At 62.3% G+C, this 24,596-nt stretch carries 28 protein-coding genes, 1 pseudogene and 1 riboswitch; of the genes and pseudogenes, 18 read left to right on the forward strand and 11 right to left on the reverse strand.

Annotation, left to right across the window (positions count from 1 at the left end; all coding sequences use genetic code 11):
- The 3 genes and pseudogenes from ACK4TM_RS10675 to ACK4TM_RS10685 all read left to right on the forward strand — a co-directional run.
- Positions 1-259 (forward strand): annotated as a pseudogene (locus tag ACK4TM_RS10675) (acetyltransferase); the annotation flags it as partial.
- Positions 256-1,167 carry a glycosyltransferase family 2 protein gene (locus ACK4TM_RS10680; RefSeq protein WP_409700954.1) on the forward strand — a complete coding sequence of 304 codons (912 nt, stop codon included), beginning with the start codon at positions 256-258 and terminating at the stop codon, positions 1,165-1,167. The pseudogene ACK4TM_RS10675 and the gene ACK4TM_RS10680, both read left to right, overlap by 4 nt.
- Positions 1,164-1,913 carry a glycosyltransferase family 2 protein gene (locus ACK4TM_RS10685; protein ID WP_409700957.1) on the forward strand — a complete coding sequence of 250 codons (750 nt, stop codon included), beginning with the start codon at positions 1,164-1,166 and terminating at the stop codon, positions 1,911-1,913. Before ACK4TM_RS10680 ends, ACK4TM_RS10685 begins: the two co-directional genes overlap by 4 nt.
- Here the strand turns inward: ACK4TM_RS10685 and ACK4TM_RS10690 are convergent.
- From ACK4TM_RS10690 to ACK4TM_RS10715, 6 genes are all read right to left on the reverse strand, one after another.
- Complete coding sequence (locus ACK4TM_RS10690; protein WP_409700960.1) at positions 1,904-2,845, reverse strand: phosphatidate cytidylyltransferase; 942 nt, start codon at positions 2,843-2,845, stop codon at positions 1,904-1,906. The two genes, ACK4TM_RS10685 and ACK4TM_RS10690, sit on opposite strands and share 10 nt — an antisense overlap.
- Positions 2,842-3,483 carry a lysophospholipid acyltransferase family protein gene (locus ACK4TM_RS10695; RefSeq protein WP_409700963.1) on the reverse strand — a complete coding sequence of 214 codons (642 nt, stop codon included), beginning with the start codon at positions 3,481-3,483 and terminating at the stop codon, positions 2,842-2,844. The genes ACK4TM_RS10690 and ACK4TM_RS10695 overlap by 4 nt, the downstream gene beginning before the upstream one ends.
- Before the next feature lie 78 nt (positions 3,484-3,561).
- Positions 3,562-4,266, reverse strand: a complete 705-nt coding sequence (locus ACK4TM_RS10700) for an alpha/beta fold hydrolase (protein WP_409700966.1) — start codon at positions 4,264-4,266, stop codon at positions 3,562-3,564.
- Positions 4,259-5,047 (reverse strand): 3-oxoadipate enol-lactonase, encoded by a 789-nt coding sequence (gene pcaD / locus ACK4TM_RS10705; RefSeq protein ID WP_409700969.1) that lies wholly within the window; start codon positions 5,045-5,047, stop codon positions 4,259-4,261. The genes ACK4TM_RS10700 and pcaD overlap by 8 nt, the downstream gene beginning before the upstream one ends.
- Positions 5,044-6,015 (reverse strand): threonine/serine dehydratase, encoded by a 972-nt coding sequence (locus ACK4TM_RS10710; protein WP_409700972.1) that lies wholly within the window; start codon positions 6,013-6,015, stop codon positions 5,044-5,046. The genes pcaD and ACK4TM_RS10710 overlap by 4 nt, the downstream gene beginning before the upstream one ends.
- Positions 6,012-6,830, reverse strand: a complete 819-nt coding sequence (locus ACK4TM_RS10715) for an alpha/beta fold hydrolase (RefSeq protein WP_409700975.1) — start codon at positions 6,828-6,830, stop codon at positions 6,012-6,014. Before ACK4TM_RS10715 ends, ACK4TM_RS10710 begins: the two co-directional genes overlap by 4 nt.
- A 142-nt stretch (positions 6,831-6,972) precedes the next feature.
- On the opposite strand from ACK4TM_RS10715, the gene ACK4TM_RS10720 reads away from it, so the two are divergent.
- On the forward strand, positions 6,973-7,407 hold the full coding sequence (locus tag ACK4TM_RS10720; protein WP_409700978.1) for a peptidylprolyl isomerase: 435 nt from the start codon (positions 6,973-6,975) through the stop codon (positions 7,405-7,407).
- Positions 7,408-7,472: 65 nt separating this feature from the next.
- On the opposite strand, the gene ACK4TM_RS10725 is transcribed toward ACK4TM_RS10720, so the two are convergent.
- The 4 genes from ACK4TM_RS10725 to fabA all read right to left on the reverse strand — a co-directional run bounded on the left by ACK4TM_RS10725 (position 7,473) and on the right by fabA (position 11,631).
- A complete protein-coding gene (locus ACK4TM_RS10725; RefSeq protein WP_409700981.1) occupies positions 7,473-8,264 on the reverse strand; it encodes an enoyl-ACP reductase in 792 nt (263 codons plus the stop codon).
- Between the two features lie 4 nt (positions 8,265-8,268).
- Positions 8,269-9,498 carry a beta-ketoacyl synthase N-terminal-like domain-containing protein gene (locus ACK4TM_RS10730; RefSeq protein WP_409700983.1) on the reverse strand — a complete coding sequence of 410 codons (1,230 nt, stop codon included), beginning with the start codon at positions 9,496-9,498 and terminating at the stop codon, positions 8,269-8,271.
- Positions 9,499-9,685: 187 nt separating this feature from the next.
- A complete protein-coding gene (locus ACK4TM_RS10735) occupies positions 9,686-10,990 on the reverse strand; it encodes a CitMHS family transporter (RefSeq protein WP_409700986.1) in 1,305 nt (434 codons plus the stop codon).
- Between the two features lie 131 nt (positions 10,991-11,121).
- The gene (fabA, locus tag ACK4TM_RS10740; RefSeq protein ID WP_409700989.1) at positions 11,122-11,631 is read right to left on the reverse strand and encodes a bifunctional 3-hydroxydecanoyl-ACP dehydratase/trans-2-decenoyl-ACP isomerase; all 510 of its coding nucleotides are present in this window, start codon (positions 11,629-11,631) and stop codon (positions 11,122-11,124) included.
- 146 nt (positions 11,632-11,777) lie between these two features.
- Here fabA and irrA point away from each other — a divergent pair, with 146 nt between their 5' ends.
- Both irrA and ACK4TM_RS10750 read left to right on the forward strand, forming a co-directional pair.
- Positions 11,778-12,194: an iron response transcriptional regulator IrrA gene (gene irrA, locus ACK4TM_RS10745; RefSeq protein WP_409700992.1), complete on the forward strand. Its 417-nt coding sequence runs from the start codon at positions 11,778-11,780 to the stop codon at positions 12,192-12,194.
- A 57-nt stretch (positions 12,195-12,251) separates the two neighbouring features.
- On the forward strand, positions 12,252-12,791 hold the full coding sequence (locus ACK4TM_RS10750; protein WP_409700995.1) for an REP-associated tyrosine transposase: 540 nt from the start codon (positions 12,252-12,254) through the stop codon (positions 12,789-12,791).
- Here ACK4TM_RS10750 and ACK4TM_RS10755 read toward each other — a convergent pair.
- Positions 12,730-13,593 carry a hypothetical protein gene (locus ACK4TM_RS10755; RefSeq protein ID WP_409700998.1) on the reverse strand — a complete coding sequence of 288 codons (864 nt, stop codon included), beginning with the start codon at positions 13,591-13,593 and terminating at the stop codon, positions 12,730-12,732. The two genes, ACK4TM_RS10750 and ACK4TM_RS10755, sit on opposite strands and share 62 nt — an antisense overlap.
- A gap of 111 nt (positions 13,594-13,704) precedes the next feature.
- On the opposite strand from ACK4TM_RS10755, the gene miaB reads away from it, so the two are divergent.
- The 12 genes from miaB to ACK4TM_RS10815 all read left to right on the forward strand — a co-directional run.
- Entirely contained in the window at positions 13,705-15,015 is a 1,311-nt protein-coding gene (gene miaB, locus ACK4TM_RS10760) for a tRNA (N6-isopentenyl adenosine(37)-C2)-methylthiotransferase MiaB (RefSeq protein WP_409701001.1), read from the forward strand.
- 75 nt (positions 15,016-15,090) lie between these two features.
- On the forward strand, positions 15,091-15,531 hold the full coding sequence (locus ACK4TM_RS10765) for an NUDIX hydrolase (RefSeq protein WP_409701004.1): 441 nt from the start codon (positions 15,091-15,093) through the stop codon (positions 15,529-15,531).
- Positions 15,532-15,716: 185 nt separating this feature from the next.
- A complete protein-coding gene (locus ACK4TM_RS10770) occupies positions 15,717-15,890 on the forward strand; it encodes a hypothetical protein (RefSeq protein WP_409701007.1) in 174 nt (57 codons plus the stop codon).
- Positions 15,891-16,050: 160 nt separating this feature from the next.
- Positions 16,051-17,055 (forward strand): PhoH family protein, encoded by a 1,005-nt coding sequence (locus ACK4TM_RS10775; RefSeq protein WP_409701010.1) that lies wholly within the window; start codon positions 16,051-16,053, stop codon positions 17,053-17,055.
- Positions 17,052-17,546, forward strand: a complete 495-nt coding sequence (gene ybeY, locus ACK4TM_RS10780; RefSeq protein ID WP_409701013.1) for an rRNA maturation RNase YbeY — start codon at positions 17,052-17,054, stop codon at positions 17,544-17,546. The genes ACK4TM_RS10775 and ybeY overlap by 4 nt, the downstream gene beginning before the upstream one ends.
- A gap of 32 nt (positions 17,547-17,578) precedes the next feature.
- A complete protein-coding gene (locus tag ACK4TM_RS10785) occupies positions 17,579-18,469 on the forward strand; it encodes a hemolysin family protein (protein ID WP_409701016.1) in 891 nt (296 codons plus the stop codon).
- Complete coding sequence (lnt, locus tag ACK4TM_RS10790; protein ID WP_409701019.1) at positions 18,462-19,943, forward strand: apolipoprotein N-acyltransferase; 1,482 nt, start codon at positions 18,462-18,464, stop codon at positions 19,941-19,943. The genes ACK4TM_RS10785 and lnt overlap by 8 nt, the downstream gene beginning before the upstream one ends.
- 33 nt (positions 19,944-19,976) lie before the next feature.
- A riboswitch (SAM-SAH riboswitch) is annotated at positions 19,977-20,025 on the forward strand.
- Between the two features lie 7 nt (positions 20,026-20,032).
- The gene (gene metK / locus ACK4TM_RS10795) at positions 20,033-21,214 is read left to right on the forward strand and encodes a methionine adenosyltransferase (protein ID WP_409701022.1); all 1,182 of its coding nucleotides are present in this window, start codon (positions 20,033-20,035) and stop codon (positions 21,212-21,214) included.
- Positions 21,215-21,284: 70 nt separating this feature from the next.
- A complete protein-coding gene (trmB, locus tag ACK4TM_RS10800; RefSeq protein WP_409701025.1) occupies positions 21,285-21,998 on the forward strand; it encodes a tRNA (guanosine(46)-N7)-methyltransferase TrmB in 714 nt (237 codons plus the stop codon).
- Between the two features lie 105 nt (positions 21,999-22,103).
- The gene (aroA, locus tag ACK4TM_RS10805) at positions 22,104-23,456 is read left to right on the forward strand and encodes a 3-phosphoshikimate 1-carboxyvinyltransferase (RefSeq protein WP_409701027.1); all 1,353 of its coding nucleotides are present in this window, start codon (positions 22,104-22,106) and stop codon (positions 23,454-23,456) included.
- Positions 23,453-24,073, forward strand: coding sequence for a (d)CMP kinase (locus ACK4TM_RS10810; protein WP_409701029.1), 621 nt, complete (start codon positions 23,453-23,455; stop codon positions 24,071-24,073). Before aroA ends, ACK4TM_RS10810 begins: the two co-directional genes overlap by 4 nt.
- A 192-nt stretch (positions 24,074-24,265) precedes the next feature.
- Positions 24,266-24,596 (forward strand): S1 RNA-binding domain-containing protein (locus tag ACK4TM_RS10815; protein ID WP_409701032.1); only part of this gene is annotated, 331 nt, incomplete at its 3' end.

Genomic DNA, 24,596 nt, shown 5'->3' on the forward strand with positions numbered 1-24,596 from the left:
GATCGGGCCGCGCGCGACCGTGTCGCAGCATGCGCATCTTTGTGCGGGCAGCCATGACTGGCGCGATCCGGCGCGGCCTTTGCTGTGCCCGCCCATCGTGATCGGGCCGGATGCCTGGGTTTGCGCCGATGCTTTCGTCGGGCCGGGGGTCGTAATCGGGGCCGGGGCCATTCTGGGCGCGCGGGGTGTGGCGTTGCGCTCCCTGCCGGCGCGCCATATCGGGCAGGGCAACCCGATGGTGGCAAGGCCGATGCCATGACCGATGTGACCGCCATCATCCTGACACGCGACGAGGCGCTGCATCTGCCGCGCGCGCTGGCGTCATTGCAGGGAATCGCGGCCCGCGTGATCGTGGTGGACAGCGGATCGACCGACGCCACGATGCAGATCGCGCGCGATGCCGGGGCCGACGTCTGGCACCAGCCATGGACCAATTACGCGCAGCAATTCAATTGGGCGCTGGATCAGTTGGACAGCGGCACGGGCTGGGTCCTGCGGCTGGATGCGGATGAATATGTGACCCCCGCGCTGGCCGCGCAGATCAGCGCGGGCCTGCCGGATGTGGCGGGCATCACGGTGGGGCGCAGCATGTGGTTTCAGGGCCAGCCTGTGCGCTTTGGCGGGCTGTTTCCGGCGCGGATGCTGCGCCTGTTCCGGCGTGGGCAGGGCCGGGTCGAGCCGCGCTGGATGGATGAACATATCATCGTGGATGGGCCTTTGGCGCATCTGCCGGGGCTGATCATCGACGATAATCGCAAGCCGCTGGATTGGTGGATCGCCAAACACAACGCCTATGCCAGCCGCGAGGTGGTGGATATGCTGAACCAACGCTACGGGTTTTTGCCCGCGCAATCCGCGCCGCAGGGCGAGGCGGGTGTGAAACGCTGGGTCAAGACGCGGGTTTACGCGCGCCTGCCCGGTGGATTGCGGGCGGGGCTTTATTTTCTTTACCGATATATCCTGCGGCTTGGCTTTTTGGATGGCCGCCGCGCCCGCGCGTTTCATGTGCTGCAAGGGTTTTGGTACCGCTATCTGGTCGATGCCAAACTGGCCGAAGTGGAACGCCATATCGCCCGCGAAAGCGCGTCCCCCCTCGCCGCGATCCATGCGGTGTTGGGCATTGACCTGCCCCCAACAATTCCCACCCATCGAAAGGATGCCGCATGAAGATTTCCGTTGTGACCGCTGTGCGAAACGGGGCGGCGACCCTGCCCGCGATGCTGGACAGCCTGCACCTGCAAAGCCACGCCAATCTGGAACATGTCGTGCAGGATGGCGCGTCCAGCGATGGCACGATGGATCTGTTGCGCCGGCAGGGGTTGGCGGGGATGGCGCTGGTGTCCGCCGCTGACGGCGGCATCTATGAGGCGATCAATGCCGGTATCAGGCGCGCGACGGGCGAGGTGATCGGTTTGCTGCATGCCGATGACGTGCTGGCGGACGCCGATGTGCTGGCGCGGGTGGAAGCGGCGTTGCAGGACCCGATGATCGACGGGGTTTACGGCGATCTGCAATATGTCGCGCGCGATGATCCGTCCCGCGTGATCCGGCATTGGCGGGCGGGGGCATTCGCGCCGGGGGCTTTGGCGCGTGGCTGGATGCCGCCGCATCCCACGCTGTACCTGCGCCGCGATGTGTTTGAACGCGCGGGGCTATACGACACCAGCTATCGCATTTCGGGCGATTATGACGGGATGCTGCGGTTTCTGACCTTCGCGCAGGTGCGGCTGGCCTATATTCCGCATGTCATGGTGCAGATGCGGATGGGCGGCGCAAGCAACCGCAGCTTTGCCCAGATGATTCGCAAAAGCCGCGAGGATTACCGCGCGATCCGGCGGCATGGCGTGGGCGGGGTCGGCACGCTGATGGGCAAGAATCTGTCGAAACTGCCGCAATATTGGGCTCAGGTATAAAAATACCGGGTGAGATGGTAAAAGATCGGCGCGGCGAAGATGACGGAATCAAGCTGATCGACGAAACCGCCCTGACCGGGGATCAGATGTGACCAGTCCTTGACCCCGCGTTCGCGTTTGATCGCGGCAAAGACGAGGCTGCCGAACATGCCCACCAGCGACGCCGCCCCGGCCATTGCCATCGCACCCAAAGGCGTAAAGGGTGTGATCCAGCTGAGCAGACCGCCGATCACCATGGCGCAGGTGACGCCGCAGGCCAGACCTTCCCATGTTTTGGGCGACAGGCCGGGAGCGATTTTCGTGCGCCCGATCCGGCGGCCAAAGAAATATTCCAGCAGATCGCCCAGTTGCACGACCATCACCAGAAAGGCGATCAACAGCACGGCGCGTTCGCTATAATCGGGCAGGTCCAGCGTCATCAGCGCGGGCACATGGCTGACGCAGAAGACGGTGATCATCAGCGCCCATTGGGTTTCGGCGACGCGGACCAGAAACCGCTCTGCCTTACCGCGCAGGGCAGAGACGATGGGCAACAGAAGGAAGGCATAGACCGGGATGAAAATGGCGAAAAGCCCGGTCCAGCCAAGGCCCACGAACAGATATTGCAAGGGCAGCACCACAAAGAACGCCAGCGCCAGCGCGATGTGGTCGGCCTGCGTCTTGGCCGTCAGGGTCAGGAATTCACGCAGCGCGGCAAATGACACGAAGGCGAACAGGATCATGACACCCGCCTTGCCGGTCAGCAGGGCGATGCCGACAAAGGCGACCATGCCCCACCAGCTTTGCACGCGGGTCATGTAGGTTTCCAGCACCGGATTGGGCATATCCGCAGGCTGGCGGGCGCGCAAAACCTCGCCCAGCACGGTCAGTGCGATCAGGATGCTGAAACTGCCGAAGGCCAGCAGCAGGATATCGGCGGTGGTGCTGGTCATGGCCGGGCCTCTGGCGCGAGTGCTGCCAGCGCACCGGCCGCGCGGCGCAGGAAATCATCCTTGCTCTCGCCGTCCTGCACATGGATCGGCGCGCCAAAGGTGACGGTGCAGATCAGGGGCAGGGGGATCACCTCGCCCTTGGGCATGATGCTGGTCAGGTTGGCGACCCAAGTGGGCACCAGATCGACCTGCGGCCGTGCCAGCCCCATATTGTAAAGCCCGGCCTTGAACGGCAGCAAAGGCTTATCAGTCATATTGCGGTTGCCTTCGGGGAAGATGATCAGTGATGATCCGTCGTCCAGCGCGGCAAGGATCTTGTCCATCGGCTTGTCATTCACTTCGGGGCGGCGGTCGATCAGGACGCAGTTGAACACCTCTGGCCCGATGAAGGCGCGCAGTTTGTTTTTCAGCCAGTAATCCGCCGCTGCCACGGGGCGCACGTCGCGGCGCAGGGCGGGGGGCAGGCAGGACCAGATCATCGGCATATCGGCATTGCTGGTGTGATTGGCGAAATAGACCCGCTGGCGCGGCACCGGTTCGATGCCGTGCCATTCCGCGCGCACGGCGGTGATCGCGCGGGCAAAGATGCGGATGGCATGGCCGGTGACCCGGGCGGCAAAGAGGCGCAGGTGTTTCATAGGACTGACATTGGCGCAGTGTCGTGGCTTTGCAAAGGGGGATTGAGACTTGACCTGCGCTGCCGTTTTTAACCCGGTTCAGGTGGTTCCTGCGATGCGCGTCAGATGTTGCGCGAGCTGTGCGGGGGCGGACAAGAACGGCGAATGTGATGTGGGCATGTCGGTGACATTCTGTCTGGGCCAGTCTGCGGTCATCGTGACCTGAAATGCCGGCGGGATGGTGCGGTCTTCGGTGCAGCGGATGTAGTGGCAGGGCAGGCCGTGGGTGGGCGCCAGCGGTGTTTCCTGCGGCAGGATGGGTTGCGGGCCAAGCTGGCTGATCGCCCAGGCGGCACGGTCGGGTGCCACATCGTGATAGAATTTATCGGCGGCTTTGGCGGGGTCGACGCGGAAGGTGACGCGCTGATCGTCCACGATGATCGCATCCAGCAGCGGTTGGCTGGGTGCCATCCGCCGCATCTGCGCCAGCGATTTGCCCGGCATCGGCGCATAGGCACAGAGATAGACCAAAGCGCTGATCTTGTCGGGCGCAAGGTTCGCGGCGGCGGTGATCGGATAGCCCGCCATGGAATGCCCGACGAGGATCACGGGTGTGTCGATCGCTGCGAGGATCGCCTGCGCGTAAAGGTCCAGTGTGACGTCTTTGGCGGGCGTCCGGTCCTGTCCGTGGGAGGGCAAGTCGATGGCCCGGGCGGTGTGGCCAAGGGCAGTCAGATGCGGGATTAGGTCGTCCCAGCACCAAGCGCCGTGGCAAGAGCCGTGGATCAGCAGAAAATCAGACATGGCCGACAGCTTTCATGAAATCCGCCAGATGGGCGGCATAGGTGGCGGGGTCTTCGACGCAGGGCAGATGCCCCACCCGGCGCATCAGGATGAATTGGGAACCGGGGATCAGATCGATGGTTTCGCGCACCAGATCGGTGGGGGTTGATCCATCCTCGGACCCGGCAATCCCCAGCGTGGGGATGCGCAGACCGGCGGTAGGGGTGTAGAAATCCGTGCCTGCGATGGCGGCACAGGTGCCGGTGTAGCCCTGCACTGGTGTCGATACCAGCATCGCGCGCCAAGGGGCCATGGCGGGGGTGCCGTAAAAGCTGCGCCCGAACCAGCGTTGCAGCACGGTGTCGGACAGGGCGGGCAGACCCTTGGCCGTGACAATGTCGATCCGGTCCTGCCAGAGTTTCGGATTGCCGATCTTGGCGGCGGTATTAGACAGCACCAGCGCGCGGATCAGGTCGGGGCGTTTGACGGCAAGGCCTTGGGCGACCATGCCACCGACGGACAGGCCGACGAACAGCGCGTCGCGGATATTGGCAGCGGTGCACACCGCCTCGGCATCGCTGATCAGCTGGCCCATCGTATAGGGGCCGTCGGGCGCGTCGGATTGGCCATGCCCGCGCATGTCATAGCGCAGAATGCGCAGGCCGGGGGTCAGGTGGGCGATGACCTGATCCCAGATCGCCATGGTGGTGCCAAGCGCATTGGCAAAGACGACAGGCGTGCCGTCATCGGGGCCATCGACGCGGTAATGCAGGGTCACGCCATCGCGGATTACTTGGGTCATGCCAATGTCGCCAGCGCCTTGGCAAAGACGGCAGGGTCCACATTGCCGCCGGTCGCGACGGCGATCACCGCGTCGCCCTTGCTGACATCAGGGTGGAACAGGGTCGCTGCCAAGGCCACGGCACCGCCCGGTTCCAGCACGATTTTCAGCCGGTCAAAGGCGAGGGCGACGGCGCGCAACGCCTCTTGTTCCGTGACCACCACGCCGGGGCCGCAGAGGTCTTTCATGATCGGAAAGGTCAGGTTGCCGGGTTGCGGGGTGACGATGGCATCGCAAAGTGAGCCGGAAAGCTGGATATTCCGTTCGATCTGACCAGAGGCGAGCGAGCGGGTGACATCATCGAACCCTTCGGGTTCGGCAGGCCGCACCCGCAGGCCCGGCGCATCGGCGGCAAGGGCAAGGGCGATGCCGGAGGTCAGACCGCCACCGCCGCAGCAGACCATGACATCGGCCTCGCGCACGCCTGCGGCGTTCATGTCGGATGCGATTTCGATCCCGCAGGTGCCTTGCCCCGCGATGACCAAGGGTTCGTCATAGGGCTTGATCAGGGTCAGGCCACGTTCCGTGGCAAGCTGCGCGCCGATGGCATCGCGATCCTCGGTCGCGCGATTGTACAGCACGACCTCGGCCCCCAGCGCGCGTGTATTGGCGATTTTCACGGCGGGTGCATCGGCGGGCATGATGATCACCGCTGTCGTGCTATGGCTGCGCGCGGCCAGTGCCACGCCCTGCGCATGGTTGCCGCTGGAAAAGGCGATGACGCCTGCTTTCAACGCTTCGGGCGACAGGGCGGATACGGCGGACCAGCCGCCGCGGAATTTGAACGATCCGGTATGTTGCAGGCATTCGGCCTTCACGAACACCCGCCGTCCGGCGATATCGTCAAGGAAAGGCGAGGTCAGGATCGGTGTGCGCCGCGCATGGCCGTCAAGGCGGATGGCGGCGGCGCGGATCATGTCGATATTCATTGCAGTTTTTCCAACCATTGGGACAGGGCAGCCAATGCTGCGGGTTCATCCAGAAACGGCACATGGCCACGGCCCGGCACATCGGCCCGGATGATACCCGGGCGACGGCGCGCCATCTCATCTGCGGTTTCCGGCGTCAAGAGATCCGAATTGGCCCCCCGGATCAAGGCCAGCGGCAGGCCGTCCAACGCATCGAACAGCGGCCAGAGGTCCGGCATGGGCTGCGCGCCGGAATTGAGCACGGCATCGCGGAGTTTCGGGTCGTAGCGGATGGTCAGGCCATCGGGGGTTTGCTGGTAATGCGCGCGGACTTCGGCCAGCCAGCGGGACATCGGGACGCCATCGAACTGGGTCCAGAGTTTGGCGCGGGCCTCTGCCGCCTCGGCATAGGTCTTTTGCGGCGGGTTGCGGCCCAGATAGCTTTTGATCACCTCCAGCCCGGCGGGCGCAATCTCTGGCCCGATATCGTTCAGCGCGACGCCGGTCAGCCTTTCCCTGGCGGTGGCGGCCAGCAGCATCGCGATCAGCCCGCCGCGCGAGGTGCCAAGGATCGCGGCGCGGTCGAGGTTCAGATGATCCATCAGGGTCAGCACATCGGCGGCTTCCTGTGCGACATTATAGGTGGCGGGATCGGCCCAGTCGGATTGCCCGCGGCCGCGATAATCGGGCCGGATCAGGCGCAAGGGCAGATGCGGGGCGACATGGTCGAAATCCGCGCCATTGCGCGTCAGCCCGGCCAAAGCGATGACGGGCAGGCCGTTGCCATCATCCGTATAATGCAGGGAAAGGCCGTCAGTAGAGTGATAGCGCGGCATGGGGAATTTCCGATTATAATTTGTTCACGCGGCAGTCTTGCACTTCGTCAAAGCGGCGAAAAGGGCAAAGCGGTTTGCATTCCGCGCCATGCGTCCCTAGGTAAAACCTGCGATTTTATGGGAAAACGAAAGGAAAGACGCGATGACACAGGCAAAAGCAGGCGATACCGTCCAGATCCATTACACCGGCACCCTGAATGACGGGGCCACATTCGACAGTTCCGCCGGGCGCGATCCGCTGGAATTCGTGGTCGGTTCCGGCCAGATCATTCCCGGACTTGATGCCGCGATCCCCGGCATGACTGTCGGTGACAAGAAAACCGTGCAGGTGCCCTGCGCCGATGCCTATGGCGATCTGAACCCCGATGCGCGCCAGGCGATCCCCCGCGAGGAAATCCCCGCCGATATCCCGCTGGACCCCGGCACGCAGTTGCAGATGCAGACACCGCAAGGTCAGGTCGTGCCGGTGACGGTCGCCGAAGTGACCGAGGCGGAAGTGACGCTGGATGCGAACCACCCGCTGGCGGGCAAGGACCTGACATTCGATATCGAGATGGTCGCGATCAAAGCGGCGTGATCACCGCCTCCTTGCGCCCCGGAATGCGTTCCGGGGCGTCTTGAGGGAAATAAAAAGCCCCGGTGTCAGACCAGATGGTCCGGCTGCGGCATCCCCAGGACGTGAAAGCCGCCATCGACGCGGATAATCTCGCCTGTCGTGCAGGCCCCGGCGTCAGAGGCGAGATAGACGGCAGTGCCGCCGACAGCCTCCAGCGTGGCATTGCTGCCCAGGGGCGCGTTCTGTTCGGTGTGTTTATAGGTCTTGCGCGCGCCGCCGATGGCGGCACCGGCCAGCGTTTTCATCGGGCCGGGGCTGATCGCGTTGACGCGGATGCCCTGCGGGCCAAGGTCATTGGCCAGATAGCGGGTGGCGGATTCCAGCGCCGCTTTGGCCACGCCCATCACATTGTAGAACGGGGTGACGCGGTTCGACCCCTGATAGGTCAGCGTCAGCAGGGTGCCGCCATCGGGCATCAGGTCGGAGGCCCGTTTGGCCACATCGATGAAGGAATAGCAGGAAATCGTCAGCGATTTCTTGAAATTCTCGCGGCTGGTGTCGATGATCCGGCCGGCCAGTTCGTTCTTGTCGGAAAAGGCGATGGCGTGGACCACGAAATCGAGCTTGCCCCATGTGTCTTTGATCATGGCAAAGGCGGCGTCCATGCTGGCCTCGTCCGTGACATCGACATCGACCATCAGGTCAGAGCCGACCGATTGCGCCAGCGGTTCCAGCCGTTTGCCGAAAGCCTCGCCCTGATAGGTGAAGGCGAGCTCTGCGCCCGCCTCTGCCATGGCCTTGGCGATGCCCCAGGCGATGGAACGTTCATTGGCCACGCCCATGATCAGGCCGCGTTTGCCCTGCAATGTGATCGTCATTTATTTACCCTTGGTATTTCGACAACAGCATCGACCCGTTGGTCCCGCCAAAGCCGAAGGAATTGGTCATTACCGTGTCCAGACCTGCGTTATCGACGCGGACCGTTGCAATTTCGGACGGATCAAGCGCAGGGTCCAGCGTTTCGACATTGATCGAAGGGGCGATGAAATCATCCTGCAGCATCAGCAGGCAATAGATCGCCTCTTGCGCGCCGGTGGCCCCCTGGCTGTGGCCGGTCATGGATTTGGTGGAACTGATCGGCGGCGTGCTGCCTTGGCCAAAGACGCGGCGCACGGCCTCAACCTCGCCCACGTCGCCGACCGGGGTCGATGTACCATGGGCGTTGATATAGCTGATCTTGCGCCCCTCGGGCAGGGTTTTCAGCGCGCCGCGCATGGCGCGTTCGCCGCCTTCGCCGGAGGGGGCGACCATATCGGCCCCGTCAGAGGTGGCGGCGAAGCCAGTGACTTCGGCATAGATTTTGGCACCGCGTGCGATGGCGCTGTCGAGGCTTTCCAGCACGACCATCGCGCCGCCGCCGGCAATGACGAAACCGTCGCGGCCCGCGTCGAAGGCGCGGCTCGCCTTTTCGGGCGTGTCGTTGTATTTCGAGGACATCGCGCCCATCGCGTCGAAGAGGCAGGACAGGGTCCAGTCCAATTCCTCGCCCCCGCCTGCGAACATGATGTCCTGCTGGCCAAGGGCCACCTGCTGTGCGGCCATGCCGATGCAATGCAGCGATGTGGAACAGGCCGAGGTGATCGAGAAATTCATGCCCTTGATCTGATAGGCCGTCGCAAGGTTCGCGCTGATCGTCGAGGACATGCATTTCGGCACCGCGAAAGGCCCGATGCGTTTGGTCGCCCCGGTGTCTTTCACGATATTATGCGCGGCGAACATGGCAGAGGTCGACGGCCCGCCGGACCCTGCGATCAGGCCGGTCATCGGGTTGATGATCTGGTCCTCGGTCAGCCCGGCATCGGCGATGGCCTGCCCCATGGCGATATGGGCATAGGCGGCACCGGGGCCCATGAAACGCAGGGTGCGTTTGTCGACATGATCGGCCACGTCGATTTTCAGCGTGCCCGCGATGCGGCTGCGAAAGCCGTGTTCGGCCATTTCCGCAGAGGCGACGATGCCGGAGGTCCCGGCCTTGAGCGCGGCGGTCACGTCTGCCGCGTTGTTTCCGATGGGGGATACGATCCCCAGACCTGTGACGACGACACGGCGCATGCGCTGTTCTCCCTTGATAGCTTTAGGTTTGTTTAGGGGAGAGGAGGGGGCGGGGCAAGTGGACCCGCGCGCCTGCGCAGATGCAGGCCCCGAAATCCCTGAAATTTCCCCATCCCATATGGCACTTGCCCGTCGCGCGCCTGGTCAGAGGCGCAATTTGGTCCGCGACGATCTTTGCCTGTCCCCGTCAGAACAGGCCCAGCTGCCAAGCGACAGCGAGCACCACCAGCGAAAACCCCCACATCCAGACAAACGAATAGCGGATATGTGTGCCGATATCGGCCCGCGCGAGACCCAGCGCCAGCCACAGGGCGGGCGAAAACGGGCTGGCGAAGGTGCCGATAATGTTGCCGATCACCATGGCGTTCACCACTTCCTGCGCTGGGACGCCGGTTGGTTCGACGACTTCCAAGACGATGGGAAGCAGCCCGAAATAGAAGGCATCGGTGCTGAGAACGAGTTCCAGAGGCATGCCGAGAACACCGACGAAAAGGTGCATGCTGCCGATGATGCCTTCTGGCAGGACCGCCACCATCGCGGCGGCCATTGCCCGCAGCATGCCGGTGCCATCCATGATTCCCAGGAATGTCCCGGCTGACAGGATGATGGCCCCCATGAGCAACGCCGACGGGGCATGGGCGCTGATGCGTTGCATCTGCATCTCGACATGCGGGTAGTTGATCAGCAGCACCAGCGACAAGCCGATCATGAAGATGAGGGCCGGAGGAAGAATGCCCGACACCAAGGCAGCGACGACCGCCAGAAAAAGCCCGCCATTGACCAAAAGCAGGCCCGGTCGTTCCAGCGTCATTTCGTCAGTGGTGGCGGCGAACGCACTGACAGTGGGTCCTTCGACGGGGGCGGGGCCCCCGGCGGCGGCGATCCGGCGCTGTTCGCGCAGACCCAGAACAACAGCCAGGCAGACAAGAAGCCCCATGCCGATGACCTGCACCTGAATAAGCGGATGCCAGAGTTCCGACAGTTCAATTCCCGTCACGGCAGCGGCCCGCCCGAGCGGTCCGGCCCAGGGCAGCATGTTCGCGATGCCCGCCCCAAGCGCCAGCATCATCAACATCAGATACCGGCTCATGCTGAGCCTTTCATAAAGCGGCAGCAGCGCGGGTACGGTCAGCAAAAAGGTGGTCGCGCCGGCCCCGTCCAGATGCGCCAGCGCCCCGACGATGGCAGTGCCCACCGTCACGGCCACGACATGGCCCCGCGTCAGGCGGATCAGACCGTTGATGATCGGGCGAAAGAGCCCGGTATCCTGCAGGACGCCGAAGAAGGTGATGGCGAAGACAAACATTGTCGCCACCTGCATGACGCGTGCCAGCCCGTCGTTGAAGAACCCGCTCAGATCGGCGGGCCCGAACCCGGCGACCAGCGCGCCGCCGATCGGAACCAGCGTCAGCGCGACGATGGGCGACATGCGGCCAAGCAGCAGGAAGCTCACCACAAGAACGATAGTAATCAGTCCGATCAATGCCAGCACGGCAGCCTCCAGAACCAGAATTTTTGCTTAAATCGATTTTACCGATAACGGGGTGCCTGCCATGCTAGGCTTCGTCCCGAAGCTGACAACAGATCGGGATGCGAACGGCGGCACTGGGCCGCCTGACCCAATCACCCCTCGCTCAACGCCACCTTCATATCCGTCACCTGATAGATCACCTCGCCATCGGCCTCGACGATGCCGTTGGCGACGCCCATGGTCAGGCGGCGGGTCTGGATGGCTTTGGTGAAATCCACCTTATAGGTCAGCAGCTTGCGGTCGGGGCGGACCATGCCTGTCAGCTTGACCTCGCCCACGCCGAGCGCGTAGCCGCGCCCTTGCCAGCCGCGCCAGCCGAGGTTGAAGCCGGTCAATTGCCACAACCCATCAAGGCCCAGACAGCCGGGCATGATCGGGTTGCCGGGGAAATGGCAGTCAAAGAACCACAGGTCCGGCGTGATGTCGAATTCGGCGACCACATGGCCCTTGCCATGCAGGCCGCCATCGCCAGAAATGTCGGTGATCCGGTCCATCATCAGCATCGGCGGCGCGGGCAGTTGCGCATTGCCGGGGCCGAAGAGTTCGCCACGGGCGCATTGCAGCAGGGCGTCTTTGTCAAAACTGGTGGGGAAATCGGCCATGGGGTGGGTCTCATTTCTGTCAGATATATCCGCACCCCAGTATCATTGTGGCAAGCCCGAGGGCAAGACCAAGGGCGGGTCGGCGTGTTTTCATTTGATTTTAGGTGCTTTCCTCCCATATTAGAGGCTAGGCAAAGGACGGCTTGATGAAAGATATGCAAAACCACCGCGGGACCGACTGGCTGGCAGGCGCAGGGCTGCGCCCGACGCGGCAGCGGCTGACGCTTGCGGACTTGCTGATCGGCGACGGGCAGAACCGCCATGTCACCGCCGAAAGCCTGTTCGATGCCGCCAGTGCCGCGGGGGAAAAGGTGTCGCTGGCCACGGTTTACAACACGCTGCGCGCCTTCTGCGATGCGGGGCTGATGCGTGAAATCACGGTGGACGGGTCGAAAAGCTATTTCGACACCAACATGACGGATCATCCGCATTTTTACTGGGAAGATACCGCGAAACTGACCGATGCGCCGCTGGATCAGCTGGAAATCCGCCGGTTGCCGCAGGCCCCTGCCGGGGCAGAGATCGCATCGGTTGACGTGGTGATCAGGTTGCGGCGGAAGTAAGGTGGATCGCGATCCACCCTACACGATAAATTAATCAATCCGCGCCATGCTGCTTTCATGTCAAAATATATCCGGCGCCATGTCCCCGGCGGGACCTATTTCTTTACCGTGTGTTTGCAGGATCAGCGTTCTGACCTGTTGATCCGGCAGATCGCGTTGCTGCGCGATGCCACGCGGCTTTGTCAAAAACAGATGCCCTTCCGCATCGATGCGGCGGTGATTCTGCCCGCTGAACTGCATATGATCTGGACTTTGCCTGACGGCGACAGTGATTATTCCGGCCGCTGGCGGATGATCAAATCGACCTTTTCACGCCATCTGCCCATCCCTGCCACACGGACCAGGGTGCAGGCACGTCGTCACGAAAAAGGGATCTGGCAGCGCAGGTTCCGGAAACATGTGATCCGGGATGAAAGCGATCTGGCGCTGCATATGCATCTGATCGTCACTGCGCCATTGCGCGCGGGTCTGGTGCGGCGGGCGGGTGACTGGCCCTATGCGTCATGGCATCACCGCGCGGATACGATCCCCCGGATCAGAACCATTGCCCCGGTTCCATCATCCCCAGATCCAGCAATTGCTGCGCCTGCCAGGTGAATCTGGTCGACCTGGACCAATGGAACGTGTCGATCGCATGGCGGCTGCCGGGGTTGCGTCGCAGCGCCTTGGCCGCGCGGAACGAACAGATCGCGGCGGTCGGGCTATGGTGCCAGGGGCAGGCATAGGTGTTGTATTCGGGGTCGCTGAACTGGCGGTCCGGCCCCATCACTAGCCCTTTGGCCGCGCGGAACAGCGCCACACGGTCCAGCCTGCGCCGGTCGGGGGGGATATGTTCCTCGAACCGCCAGCGCAGCCCGCCGAAGATATCGACCTGCCGGTCCAGAACGGCACCTGTCGCATCCTGTTTTGCAAGAGCGAAATAGCCCGATCCGTCGAACCATGCGTCATCCGGATCGACCGCGTCGGGATGGGTCGTCAGATCGCGGGCGTAAAGGTCGATGACATAGGTCATCGCGCTGGCGCGCCGTTCTTCGGCCATGAAGGCCAGCATTTCACCGATGCGCCGCTGTTCGCTGAAAGGAAAGAACAGATATTCGCTGTTGTAGCAGTAATAGAGCCAGCTACCGATGGTCGCTGCACTGACGGCGTTGATGATCAGGGGCAGCGCAGCCGGATCATTGACCGGTTGATCGACCCGGTGCAGTGGCACGCCGATATCCTCGGGCAGGGTGATTTCGCGGGCGCAAAAGGCGATGATCGCCCGAAAACCCAGCGCTGCGTGATGCCTGATCGTGCTGTTCACGGCGATCTGATCCTCGATCAGGATCAGGCACAGTGGCCCGGCGGGCAGCGCGCGTGCGCGGTCGGCGATCAGGGCGGGCAGGCTGGGGTAATGCATGGGCAGGGGTCATCCAACAAAGGCCCGCGCAAATTGTGCCAGATCGCGCCGCATTGCAAGCAAGCGGCGGAGCCGTTAGAACCCGCGAAACCATTTCCCGGATGTCCGCCCATGAATGCGCCCAAAAAGCTCTTTATCAAGACCTATGGTTGTCAGATGAATGTCTATGACAGCGAACGCATGGCCGAGGCTTTGGGCGGGCAGGGCTATGTCGCGACCGACCGGGCCGATGACGCGGATATGATCCTGCTCAATACCTGCCATATCCGCGAAAAGGCGGCGGAAAAGGTCTATTCCGAACTGGGCCGGATGAAGGAACTGAAACTCGCTAAGCCGGGGTTGAAGATTGGCGTTGCCGGTTGCGTCGCACAGGCCGAGGGCGAGGAGATCATGCGCCGCGCGCCGATGGTCGATCTGGTGGTCGGTCCGCAAAGCTATCACCGCTTGCCCGCGATGGAGACGGCGGTGCAAGGCGGTGCCAAGGCGCTGGACACCGATTTTCCCGATGATGATAAATTCGAGACGTTGAAAGCGCGGTCCAAGGCGAAACGCGGCCCGACCGCCTTTCTGACGGTGCAGGAAGGCTGCGACAAATTCTGCGCCTTCTGCGTCGTGCCCTATACGCGTGGGGCCGAAGTATCCCGCCCCGCCGACCGTATCCTGCGCGAGGCGCGCGAACTGGTCGATGCGGGCGTGCGCGAACTGACGTTGCTGGGCCAGAATGTGAACGCCTATCACGGCCATGACGGCGGGCTGGCCGGGCTGATCTGGGCCTTGGCCAAGATTGACGGGCTGGAACGTATCCGGTTCACCACCAGCCATCCCAATGACATGGATCAGGCGCTGATCGATGCCCATGCCAATTGCGAAAAGCTGATGCCCTATCTGCATCTGCCGGTGCAATCGGGGTCCGACCGCATTCTGAAGGCGATGAACCGCAAACATACCGCCGCAGGCTATCTGCGTCTGATCGAACGGATTCGCGCTGCCCGCCCTGATATCCTGTTGTCAGGCGATTTCATCGTCGGTTTCCCCGGCGAGACGGATCAGGATTTTGAAGATACACTGCAACTGGTCCGCGATGTGCATTACGGGCAGGCCTATTCATTCAAATATTCCACCCGCCCCGGCACCCCCGCCGCCGAAAAACCGCAACTGCCCGAAGATGTGATGAACGAGCGTTTGCAGCGCCTGCAGGCCCTGTTGCGCGACCAGCAACAGCAGACGCAAGCCAGCATGATCGGGCGCGAGCTGAAGGTCTTGTTCGAAAAGGCCGGGCGCGAGCCGGGGCAGATGATCGGGAAATCGGATTACCTGCACGCGGTCTTTGCCGAGGCGCCGATGGATGTGCTGGGACAGGTGCGCCGTGTGCGGATCGTGGACGACAGCGCCAATTCGCTGAAGGGCGAGTTGGTGGGGTAGAACAGCGGGGAAGGGCTAGTGAGCGGGACGGAGCAAACCCTGGATGATATGAAAATCTGAACGACCGGGGAAGTTATGCAAGAGATACCGATCCGGTGCCACGCCGTCAGCCTCGTCGCGGTCCGCGTCATTAACGGCAAGAATGAAGTTCTGCTACTTCGTCGTACGAGATCCCTTCAGGGCGAATGGTGTCAAATTGCCGGTGCGGTAGAGCAGGGTGAGACCGCGTGGCAAGCTGCTATCCGCGAACTTGCTGAGGAAACCGGACTGGTGCCAATAACCCTCTATAGCGGTGATATGTGTGAGCAATTCTACGAGGCGCACTTGGATGCTATCAGTATCCTTCCCGTGTTTGTTGCAACCATAGATCCGGTGTCTTTGGTGCAGTTGAATTCCGAACACAGCGAATATCGTTGGGTGTCGTTTACTGACGCCGACCGCATGGTTCCTTTCGCTGGTCAGCGCAAAGTTCTTCGGCATGTCGAGACAGAATTTCTGCTGCGCGCGCCGAGCTAATATCTGGAGATCAAGGTCGCGTAAGGGCTTTCTGCCTGCATGCGACGGGTTCCATACATTTTTCGGTTTCCGCCGCTGTGCCTATGGCCGGCTGGTGGCGCGCACTACCGGATTATTCGGGAACAAAAGCGCTGTGGTCCGGTTTTGTTTCCATAATCGAAATTCGGTAATAAGGAACGCGACCAATGCAGATCATGACTTCTTCGCGCCTCATCATGGGCTTTTTGGCACTTTTTGCGCTTGCCGCTTGCGGCGACAATGTGCGTGAACGCGCGGCGACAGGTGCGGTTGGTGGCGCTGTGGTCGCAGGGCCAGCCGGTGCCGTTATTGGCGGCACGGCGGGCGCGGTTACGGAGTGATCGCAACGGCGCTGACGATGGGGCCACCCCGCGTAAAACACGCCTGACGCGGGGTTTGGGCACCTTTGTGATGTCAAATCCGTGACATTTCCAACTGATGCCTTGCGCCTTGCGGTTTCCCTTGCCACGATAGCTACATATAGACTCAGAGGAGAGCTGTTTGGCCACTGGTGCATTGACCCCGCCCGCCGACACCATCACGGAAGCCGTGTTGGAATTCCCCGATAACCGGTTGTTGATCGACCTTTGCGGTGAATATGACCGCAACCTGAGCACCATCGAAGACAAGCTGAGCGTGCAGATTATGCGCCGTGGCAACCGTCTCGCGGTGATCGGTGAAGAGGGGCCGCGTCAGGATGCGCTGGAAGTGCTACGCGCGCTTTACAGTCGGCTGGAGGCCGGGCGCCCGGTCGAGGCAGGTGATCTTGACCGCGAATTGCGCATGGGGCCGAACCCGGTGCCCGGCCCGGTCGATCAGATCGAATTGTTCAAGGGCGAGATCGCACGGGTTGAGGTGAAGACCCGCAAGAAACTGGTCGAGCCGCGCACCGAGGCGCAGAAAGCCTATGTCAAATCCTTGTTCGATCACGAACTGGCCTTTGGCATTGGCCCGGCCGGGACCGGCAAGACCTATCTGGCGGTGGCTGTCGGTGTGAACATGCTGATCAACGGCCATGTCGACAAGATCATCCTGTCGCGTCCTGCGGTCGAGGCGGGCGAGAAACTGGGCTATCTGCCCGGTGATATGAAGGACAAGGTCGATCCTTACATGCAACCTTTGTATGACGCGCTGAATGATTTTCTGCCTGGCAAACAGGCCGCCAAGATGATGGAGGAAAAGGTGATCGAGATCGCGCCTTTGGCCTTTATGCGCGGGCGGACATTGTCGAATGCCTTTGTCGTGCTGGATGAGGCGCAGAATGCCACCACCATGCAGATGAAGATGTTCCTGACCCGTCTGGGGCAGGGGTCGCGCATGGTGATCACCGGCGACCGCACGCAGATCGACCTTCCCCGCGGTGTGAATTCGGGGTTGTGGGACGCCGAACGCTTGCTCAAGGGGATCACCAAGATCAGTTTCAACTATTTCACGGCCAAGGATGTCGTCCGTCACCCGCTGGTCGCGGCGATCATCGAAGCCTATGAGGCGGATGACGCCAAGTGAGCGTCGATGTCGTGGTCGACGACCGGCGCTGGGCGGATCTGGATATCGACGCGCTGGCGCAGCGCGCCACGGATGCGGTGCTGGACAGGCTGGGGCTGGAAACATCGGTTTTCGAGATTGCATTGCTGGCATGCGATGACGCGCGAATCGCGGCACTGAATGCCGATTTCCGCGGCAAGCCCGCGCCGACCAATGTGCTGAGCTGGCCGTCGGAAGAACGCGGGGCGGCCATCGCAGGCGAAATGCCGCTGACGCCCGATCCGATGATGGACACCGAACTGGGCGATATCGCCATCGCCTATGACACCTGTGCCGCCGAAGCAGAGGCGGCAGGGAAACCTTTTGTTGATCATTGTCTGCATTTACTGGTGCACGGCACGTTGCATCTGTTGGGCTACGATCACGAACGTGACCTTGATGCCACCCTCATGGAAGGTTTAGAGGCAGAGATACTTGGCAAAATGGGTCTTGATGACCCATATAGGGATTGAACGGGGCAGGGTGCCCCCAAGGTAAGGATCAGATGGGCGATACCGGCGATGGTTCTTCTAGCGCAGCGCAAGGCGCGCTTGAGGATGACATAGACGATAAACAGGGTCTTTTGACCCGATTGGGGCAAGTCTTCAGGCCCGGCAGGGCCGCGCAGGAGGAAAACGGTGCAGAGCCGCGCGCCCCGTCACCGCAGCCGGCAACCGTGCTGGGGATGCTGAATTTGCGGCGTAAACGGGTCGAGGATGTCTACGTCCCCAAAACCGACATCGTTGCCGTTCCGCTGACCATCACCCGCGATGAGCTGGTCAAGACCTTTCGCGAATCCGGGATGACCCGCTTGCCAGTCTATGACACGACGCTGGACACGCCGGTCGGTCTTGTCAATCTCAAGGATTTCGCGCTGCGATACGGGTTCAACGGCGGCGGCGATGATCTGGACCTGCGCGACATGCTGCGGCCTTTGCTGTTTGTGCCGCCATCGATGCCTTTGGGCGTGTTGCTGCAAAAGATGCAGACCGAGCGTATCCATATGGCGCTGGTGATCGATGAATATGGCGGCACGGACGGGCTGGTCACGATCGAGGATCTGATCGAACAGGTCGTCGGCGATATCGAGGATGAACATGACATCGCCGAGGCGAAAAGCTGGGTGATGGAACAGCCCGGCGTCTATCTGGCGCAGGCCCGCACCGATCTTTATGAGTTTGAGGCCGAGATTGGGATGAACCTGACCGAACATGACGATATCGACGAGGAAGAGATCGACACGTTGGGTGGTCTGGTCACGATGCTGTCGGGCCATGTGCCCGCGCGCGGCGAGGTGATCCGCCACCCCGATGGCCCCGAATTCGAGGTGGTCGATGCCGACCCGCGCCGGATCAAGCGTCTGCGCGTGCGGATGAATTCTACCCGTGATGCATGAACTGATGCCGCGCTGGGCGCGTTTCGGCGCGCTTTTCGGGCTGGGCGTCGTGGCGGCGCTGGGGCAGGCCCCGCTGGACATCTGGCCTGCCACCCTGATCGCTTTGGCGGCGTTGCTGGTGCTGCATGGCAAGGCCGGATCGGCCCGGGCGGCGGCCTGGCAGGCGTGGATTTTCGGGCTGGGCTATTTCGCTTTTGCCCTGCGCTGGATCGTGGAGCCGTTTCTGGTCGATGCCGCGCGCCACGGCTGGATGGCCCCCTTTGCAATCGTGCTGATGGCGGCGGGGGCGGCGTTGTTCTGGGCCTTGGCGGCGTGGTGCGCGCAGCGGCTTTTGCCGCGCGGACAGGTGATGCTGGCGTTGTTTCTTGTCGCGGCAGAAATGACACGATCCTTGATCCTGACGGGATTTCCCTGGGCCTTGCTGGGGCATATCTGGGTGCCGACATGGATGGCGCAGGCCTCGGCCATCGGCGGGCCGCATCTGCTGAGCCTGATCACCCTGCTGGCGGCCCTCGGGCTGGCGCGGCTTTACGCGCGCGCGTGGTTACGGGGCGGCGCGGTGCTGGCGGTGCTGGCGGTGCTGGCTGTCACCCTGCGCCCGGGGCCTGCGCCGGACATGCCCGGTGATGCGCCCATCGTCCGGCTGGTCCAGCCCAATGCGCCACAGCACCTGAAATGGGACCCGGCCTTTCGCGAGATTTTCATCAACCGGCTGGTGGAATTGTCGGGGCAGGGCGTCCGGCCCGACATGATCGTCTGGCCCGAAACGGCGGTGCCTTTTCTGCTGAATTACATCGTCGATGACCTGAGCCAGCTGGACGAGGCGGCGCGCGGCGCGCCATTGGTCTTTGGTGTGCAGCGGCAGGATGACCAAGGCCTGTTCTACAATTCCATGGTGGTGATGGAACAAGGCGGGCGGATCACCGCGACCTATGACAAACGGCATCTGGTGCCCTTTGGCGAATATGTCCCCTTTGGCGAACTGCTGGGCCGGATCGGGATCAGGGGCATGGCCGTGCAAGAGGGCGGCGGATTTGCCGCAGGCACCACGCCCGGTCCGGTGAACCTCCCCGGCATCGGTCTGGCCGTGCCGCTGATCTGCTATGAAGGCATCTTTGCCGAAGAAATCTTGACCGGGCCGACCCGGCCTCGGATGCTGCTGCTGATCACCAATGACGGCTGGTTCGGGCAGGCCGCGGGACCGCATCAGCATCTGGCACAGGCGCGGTTGCGCGCCATAGAACAAGGCCTGCCGATGGTGCGCGTCGCCAATACCGGCATTTCCGCGATGATCGATGCGCGGGGCCGGATCGTGGCGTCTCTGCCCTTGGGCGCGGATGGCGCGCTGGATGTGGGTCTGCCCGATGTGGCTGCACCCCCGCCTTATGTGTGGTCGGGCGATTGGCCTGTCGGGCTGGTGTTGCTTCTGGGTCTGATTTCAGGCCTTGTTTACCACAAACGCGATAGCGATTGACGCCATAGGGGCCAACCCGTAGGTGGGAAGGTGGTACTGTCACAACGGCTTCCTGACGTGACAGTTTGGTTTTATTGGAGCACGTCCCCATGGCACGACAAGATTATATTTTTACCTCGGAATCCGTTTCCGAGGGGCATCCGGATAAGGTCTGCGACCGGATTTCCGACGCGGTACTGGATGCATTTCTGACCGAGGAACCGCAGGCGCGGGTGGCTTGCGAAACCTTCGCCACCACCAACCGCGTGGTGATCGGGGGCGAGGTTGGCCTGTCCGACAAATCCCGTCTGAAAGATTTCATCGGCCGCGTTGAAGGCATCGCACGCGACTGCATCAAGGATATCGGCTATGAACAGGATGCGTTCCATCATGCCACCTGCGAGGTGACGAACCTGCTGCATCCGCAATCGGCCCATATCGCCCGTGGTGTCGATGCCGCCGATGGCAAGGAAGAAGGTGCCGGCGATCAGGGCATCATGTTCGGCTATGCCACGACGGAAACCGCCGAACTGATGCCGGCCCCGATCCAATATGCCCATGCCGTGCTGCGCCGTCTGGCAGAGGCACGCAAATCCGGTGAAGAGCCGACCTTGCGCCCCGATGCGAAAAGCCAGATTTCCGTGCGTTATGAGAACCGCAAACCGGTCGAGGTGACATCAATCGTGCTGTCCACCCAGCACCAGTTTGAAACCCAGACCAGTGCGGATATCCGCGCCATTGTGGAGCCTTATATCCGCGAGGTCCTGCCGGATGGATTCATCACCGACAACACCGAATGGTGGGTGAACCCGACCGGCGTTTTCGTGATTGGCGGCCCTGACGGGGATGCCGGTCTGACCGGGCGCAAGATCATCGTGGATACCTATGGCGGCGCGGCGCTGCATGGCGGTGGCGCGTTTTCCGGCAAGGACCCGACCAAGGTCGACCGTTCTGCCGCCTATGCCGCGCGCTATCTGGCGAAGAATGTCGTGGCCTCTGGCATGGCCGAGCGTTGCACGATCCAGCTCAGCTATGCGATTGGCGTGGCGCGGCCCTTGTCGATCTATGCCGATACCCATGACACCGGCGAGGTTGATCCGGCAGCGATCGAACGCGCCGTGGCACAGGTGATGGACCTGACCCCGCGCGGCATCCGCGAGCATCTGCAACTGAACCGCCCGATCTATGCCCGCACCGCCGCCTACGGCCATTTTGGCCGCGCGCCCGAGGCCGATGGCGGGTTTAGCTGGGAAAAGACCGATCTGGTCGAGGCGCTCAAGCGCGCTGTTTAACGTGTAAGGTGGATCATGATCCGCCTGACACAGATTGCCATGCGGCGGCGGGATTGCTACATGCCGCCGCATGACAAAGACACATCACCCTTCGGGCGCGCCATGGCGTAATTTCTATGGCCGGTTTCGCGGCAAGACGATCCGCGCCAGCCAGCATGATTATCTGGAAAACGATCTGGACCCGCTGTCGCCAGGCCCGGTGAGTTGGGAAAAAAATCCTGACCGCCATCCGATTGATCTGGACGGGCTGTTTCCGGGTAAAGAGGTCTGGCTGGAAATCGGTTTCGGCGGCGGCGAACATCTGATCCACATGGCGCAGACCTATCCCGATATCGGGATCATCGGGGCGGAACCTTTCATCAACGGTGTCGCGATGCTGCTGGGCAAGATCCGCAAGGCGGAGGTGGATAACCTTGCCGTGCATCCCGGCGATGTGCGCGATGTGTTTGACGTGCTGCCTGCGCAGTCGATTTCGCGGGTGTTTCTGAATTATCCTGATCCATGGCCCAAAAAGCGGCATCACCGCCGCCGTTTTGTCACCGCCGAACATCTGGCCCCGTTGCACCGCGTCATGAAACCGGGCGCGCAATTGCGTGTGGCCACCGATATTCCCGATTACGTCCGCCAGACGCTGGAAGAAGTGCCGCGTCAGGGGTTTGACTGGCTGGCTGAAAGCCCGGCGGATTGGCGCAATCCCTGGGATGATTGGGTGTCGACGCGATACGAGAAGAAGGCGCTGCGCGAAGGGCGGATGCCGCATTACCTGACTTTCCTGCGGCGGTGAAAGCTGTTGCCACCGGCGCGAGTATTTTGAACAATGCGCCGCGGGGGTGATGGATTTCGTGGCAAGGCTGCGTTACCAGATCCTGAATGCAAGAAGGAAGATCCCATGTCAGCCCACGGCACCCCGATCCCGATGATGTCCAGCGCCTGCGGCCCTTTGCAGGGGCAGGCCGATGTGCCCGGTGATAAATCCATTTCGCACCGGTCCCTGATCCTTGGGGCGATGTGTGTTGGGGAAACCCGGATCACCGGCCTGCTGGAAGGCGATGATGTGCTGGATACCGCCCGCGCGATGCGGGCCTTTGGCGCAGAGGTGACGGATCATGGCGGCGGCGAATGGTCGGTGCGCGGGGTGGGTGTCGGCGGCTTTGCCGAACCGGATCAGGTGATCGATTGCGGCAATTCCGGCACCGGCGTGCGGCTGATCATGGGGGCCATGGCGACCACGCCGATCACGGTAACATTTACCGGTGACGCATCCTTGAACGGTCGTCCGATGGGGCGGGTGACCGATCCGCTGGCATTGTTCGGCACACGCTCGGTCGGGCGTGACGGCGGGCGTTTGCCGATGACCTTGGTCGGCGCGGCTGATCCGATGCCGGTGCGGTATGTGGTGCCGGTGCCGTCGGCGCAGGTGAAATCGGCGGTGTTGCTGGCGGGGCTGAATGCGCCGGGCCAGACCGTCGTGATCGAAAAAGAGGCGACCCGCGATCACACCGAACGGATGTTGCAGGGCTTTGGCGCGACCCTGACGGTGGAAGAGACCGAGGAGGGGCGTGTGATTACCCTGACCGGTCAGCCGGAATTGCAGCCGCAGGATATTGTCGTACCGCGTGATCCGTCGTCGGCCGCGTTTCCGGTCTGTGCCGCCTTGATCGTGCCGGGGTCGGATGTACTGGTTCCCAATATCGGGCTGAACCCGACGCGGGCGGGCCTGTTCACCACTTTGCAGGACATGGGTGCCGATCTGACCTTTGAAAACCAGCGGACCGAAGGGGGCGAACCTGTGGCCGATCTGCGGGCGCGGTTTTCACCCGATCTGCGCGGGATCACGGTGCCGGCAGAGCGTGCGGCCAGCATGATCGACGAATATCCTGTGCTGTCGGTGGTTGCCGCCTTTGCGCAGGGCGTGACCGATATGCCCGGCGTCAAGGAACTCCGCGTTAAGGAAAGCGACCGGATCGATGCGATGGCCCAAGGGCTGCGTGCGGCGGGCGTCACAGTGGATGAAGGGCCTGATTGGTGGCGCGTGACTGGCCTTGGTCACGGGAACGTGCCGGGCGGCGTGACGGTGGAAAGCCGACTGGATCACCGCATTGCGATGGCCTTTATCGTGCTGGGCATGGCGACGCAGAACCCCATTACGGTGGATGATGCGGCGCCGATCACCACGTCTTTTCCGATTTTTGAGCCGCTGATGAATGATCTTGGCGCACAGATTGCACGGATCAGCGCATGAGCTTTACAGTCGCGATTGACGGGCCTGCCGCCGCGGGCAAGGGCACGATTTCCAAGGCGGTTGCGGCGCATTTCGGTTTCGCGCATCTGGATACCGGGCTTTTGTATCGCGCGGTGGGCGCGGGCATGCTGGCGGGGGGCGATCCTGTCGTTGTGGCGCAGGGGCTGGACCCGGCCGATCTGGATGCCGACGCGTTGCGCAGCGCCGAAGTGGCGCAGGCCGCCAGCGAGGTTGCCGTGAACCCGGAGGTCCGCGATGCGCTGACCGCGTTCCAGCGTGGCTTTGCCGCAAGGCCCGAAGGCGCCGTGCTGGATGGCCGCGATATCGGCACGGTGATCTGTCCAGGCGCGCAGGTGAAATTATTTGTCACCGCCTCTGCCGCCTGTCGTGCGGAACGCCGGTTCAAGGAATTGCAGGCCAAGGGCAGCGAGACCACGCTGGACGCCGTGCTGGCCGATGTGCAGGCGCGCGACACCCGCGATGCGGGCCGCAGCACCGCGCCGCTGGCCGCCGCCGCCGATGCGGTGTTGATCGACACATCGGATATGAGCATCGCGCAGGCGGTGGCACAGGCCGTGGCCTTGATCGAAAACGCGCAAAAAACCTTGCGCGGTTGACCGATCCGGCCTATACGCGCCCCTGTTGAAGCGCCGATAACAGGCGCGAGCGTGAGACTAGAGCGGGGTCGGTGCATACCGGCCCTGTTGTTTTACATTCGCAACCGACGCCCGACCAAATCGAAACCCAAAGACCGGCGGAGACAACCGCTCGGCCCGTATAAAACCAAAACGTTAGGAAAACGACGCCACATGGCAAATACAATGGATGAGTTTGAAGCACTCTTGAACGAAAGCTTCGAAATGGACACACCCGCAGAAGGGTCTGTCGTCAAAGGCAAGGTGATCGCAATCGAAGCGGGCCAGGCCATCATCGATGTCGGCTACAAGATGGAAGGCCGTATCGATCTGAAAGAATTCGCAAATCCCGGCGAAGCCCCTGAAATCAAAGTGGGTGACACGGTCGAAGTGTTCCTGCGTCAGGTCGAAAACGCCCGTGGCGAAGCCGTCATTTCGCGTGAAATGGCCCGCCGCGAAGAAGCCTGGGATCGTCTGGAAAAAGCCTATGCTGACGAAGAACGTG

Origin of the sequence: Yoonia sp. (assembly GCF_046292185.1) — a bacterium.
In the GTDB taxonomy this organism is placed as follows: domain Bacteria; phylum Pseudomonadota; class Alphaproteobacteria; order Rhodobacterales; family Rhodobacteraceae; genus Yoonia.

Excerpts from the sequence above, each read along its gene's own strand:
- ACK4TM_RS10680 (WP_409700954.1), top strand. The coding sequence starts at position 256 with ATGACCGATGTGACCGCCATCATCCTGACACGCGACGAGGCGCTGCAT.
- ACK4TM_RS10685 (WP_409700957.1), top strand. The coding sequence starts at position 1,164 with ATGAAGATTTCCGTTGTGACCGCTGTGCGAAACGGGGCGGCGACCCTG.
- ACK4TM_RS10690 (WP_409700960.1), bottom strand. The coding sequence starts at position 2,845 with ATGACCAGCACCACCGCCGATATCCTGCTGCTGGCCTTCGGCAGTTTC.
- ACK4TM_RS10695 (WP_409700963.1), bottom strand. The coding sequence starts at position 3,483 with ATGAAACACCTGCGCCTCTTTGCCGCCCGGGTCACCGGCCATGCCATC.
- ACK4TM_RS10700 (WP_409700966.1), bottom strand. The coding sequence starts at position 4,266 with ATGTCTGATTTTCTGCTGATCCACGGCTCTTGCCACGGCGCTTGGTGC.
- pcaD (WP_409700969.1), bottom strand. The coding sequence starts at position 5,047 with ATGACCCAAGTAATCCGCGATGGCGTGACCCTGCATTACCGCGTCGAT.
- ACK4TM_RS10710 (WP_409700972.1), bottom strand. The coding sequence starts at position 6,015 with ATGAATATCGACATGATCCGCGCCGCCGCCATCCGCCTTGACGGCCAT.
- ACK4TM_RS10715 (WP_409700975.1), bottom strand. The coding sequence starts at position 6,830 with ATGCCGCGCTATCACTCTACTGACGGCCTTTCCCTGCATTATACGGAT.
- ACK4TM_RS10720 (WP_409700978.1), top strand. The coding sequence starts at position 6,973 with ATGACACAGGCAAAAGCAGGCGATACCGTCCAGATCCATTACACCGGC.
- ACK4TM_RS10725 (WP_409700981.1), bottom strand. The coding sequence starts at position 8,264 with ATGACGATCACATTGCAGGGCAAACGCGGCCTGATCATGGGCGTGGCC.
- ACK4TM_RS10730 (WP_409700983.1), bottom strand. The coding sequence starts at position 9,498 with ATGCGCCGTGTCGTCGTCACAGGTCTGGGGATCGTATCCCCCATCGGA.
- fabA (WP_409700989.1), bottom strand. The coding sequence starts at position 11,631 with ATGGCCGATTTCCCCACCAGTTTTGACAAAGACGCCCTGCTGCAATGC.
- irrA (WP_409700992.1), top strand. The coding sequence starts at position 11,778 with ATGAAAGATATGCAAAACCACCGCGGGACCGACTGGCTGGCAGGCGCA.
- ACK4TM_RS10750 (WP_409700995.1), top strand. The coding sequence starts at position 12,252 with ATGTCAAAATATATCCGGCGCCATGTCCCCGGCGGGACCTATTTCTTT.
- ACK4TM_RS10755 (WP_409700998.1), bottom strand. The coding sequence starts at position 13,593 with ATGCATTACCCCAGCCTGCCCGCCCTGATCGCCGACCGCGCACGCGCG.
- miaB (WP_409701001.1), top strand. The coding sequence starts at position 13,705 with ATGAATGCGCCCAAAAAGCTCTTTATCAAGACCTATGGTTGTCAGATG.
- ACK4TM_RS10765 (WP_409701004.1), top strand. The coding sequence starts at position 15,091 with ATGCAAGAGATACCGATCCGGTGCCACGCCGTCAGCCTCGTCGCGGTC.
- ACK4TM_RS10770 (WP_409701007.1), top strand. The coding sequence starts at position 15,717 with ATGCAGATCATGACTTCTTCGCGCCTCATCATGGGCTTTTTGGCACTT.
- ACK4TM_RS10785 (WP_409701016.1), top strand. The coding sequence starts at position 17,579 with ATGGGCGATACCGGCGATGGTTCTTCTAGCGCAGCGCAAGGCGCGCTT.
- lnt (WP_409701019.1), top strand. The coding sequence starts at position 18,462 with ATGCATGAACTGATGCCGCGCTGGGCGCGTTTCGGCGCGCTTTTCGGG.
- metK (WP_409701022.1), top strand. The coding sequence starts at position 20,033 with ATGGCACGACAAGATTATATTTTTACCTCGGAATCCGTTTCCGAGGGG.
- trmB (WP_409701025.1), top strand. The coding sequence starts at position 21,285 with ATGACAAAGACACATCACCCTTCGGGCGCGCCATGGCGTAATTTCTAT.
- aroA (WP_409701027.1), top strand. The coding sequence starts at position 22,104 with ATGTCAGCCCACGGCACCCCGATCCCGATGATGTCCAGCGCCTGCGGC.
- ACK4TM_RS10810 (WP_409701029.1), top strand. The coding sequence starts at position 23,453 with ATGAGCTTTACAGTCGCGATTGACGGGCCTGCCGCCGCGGGCAAGGGC.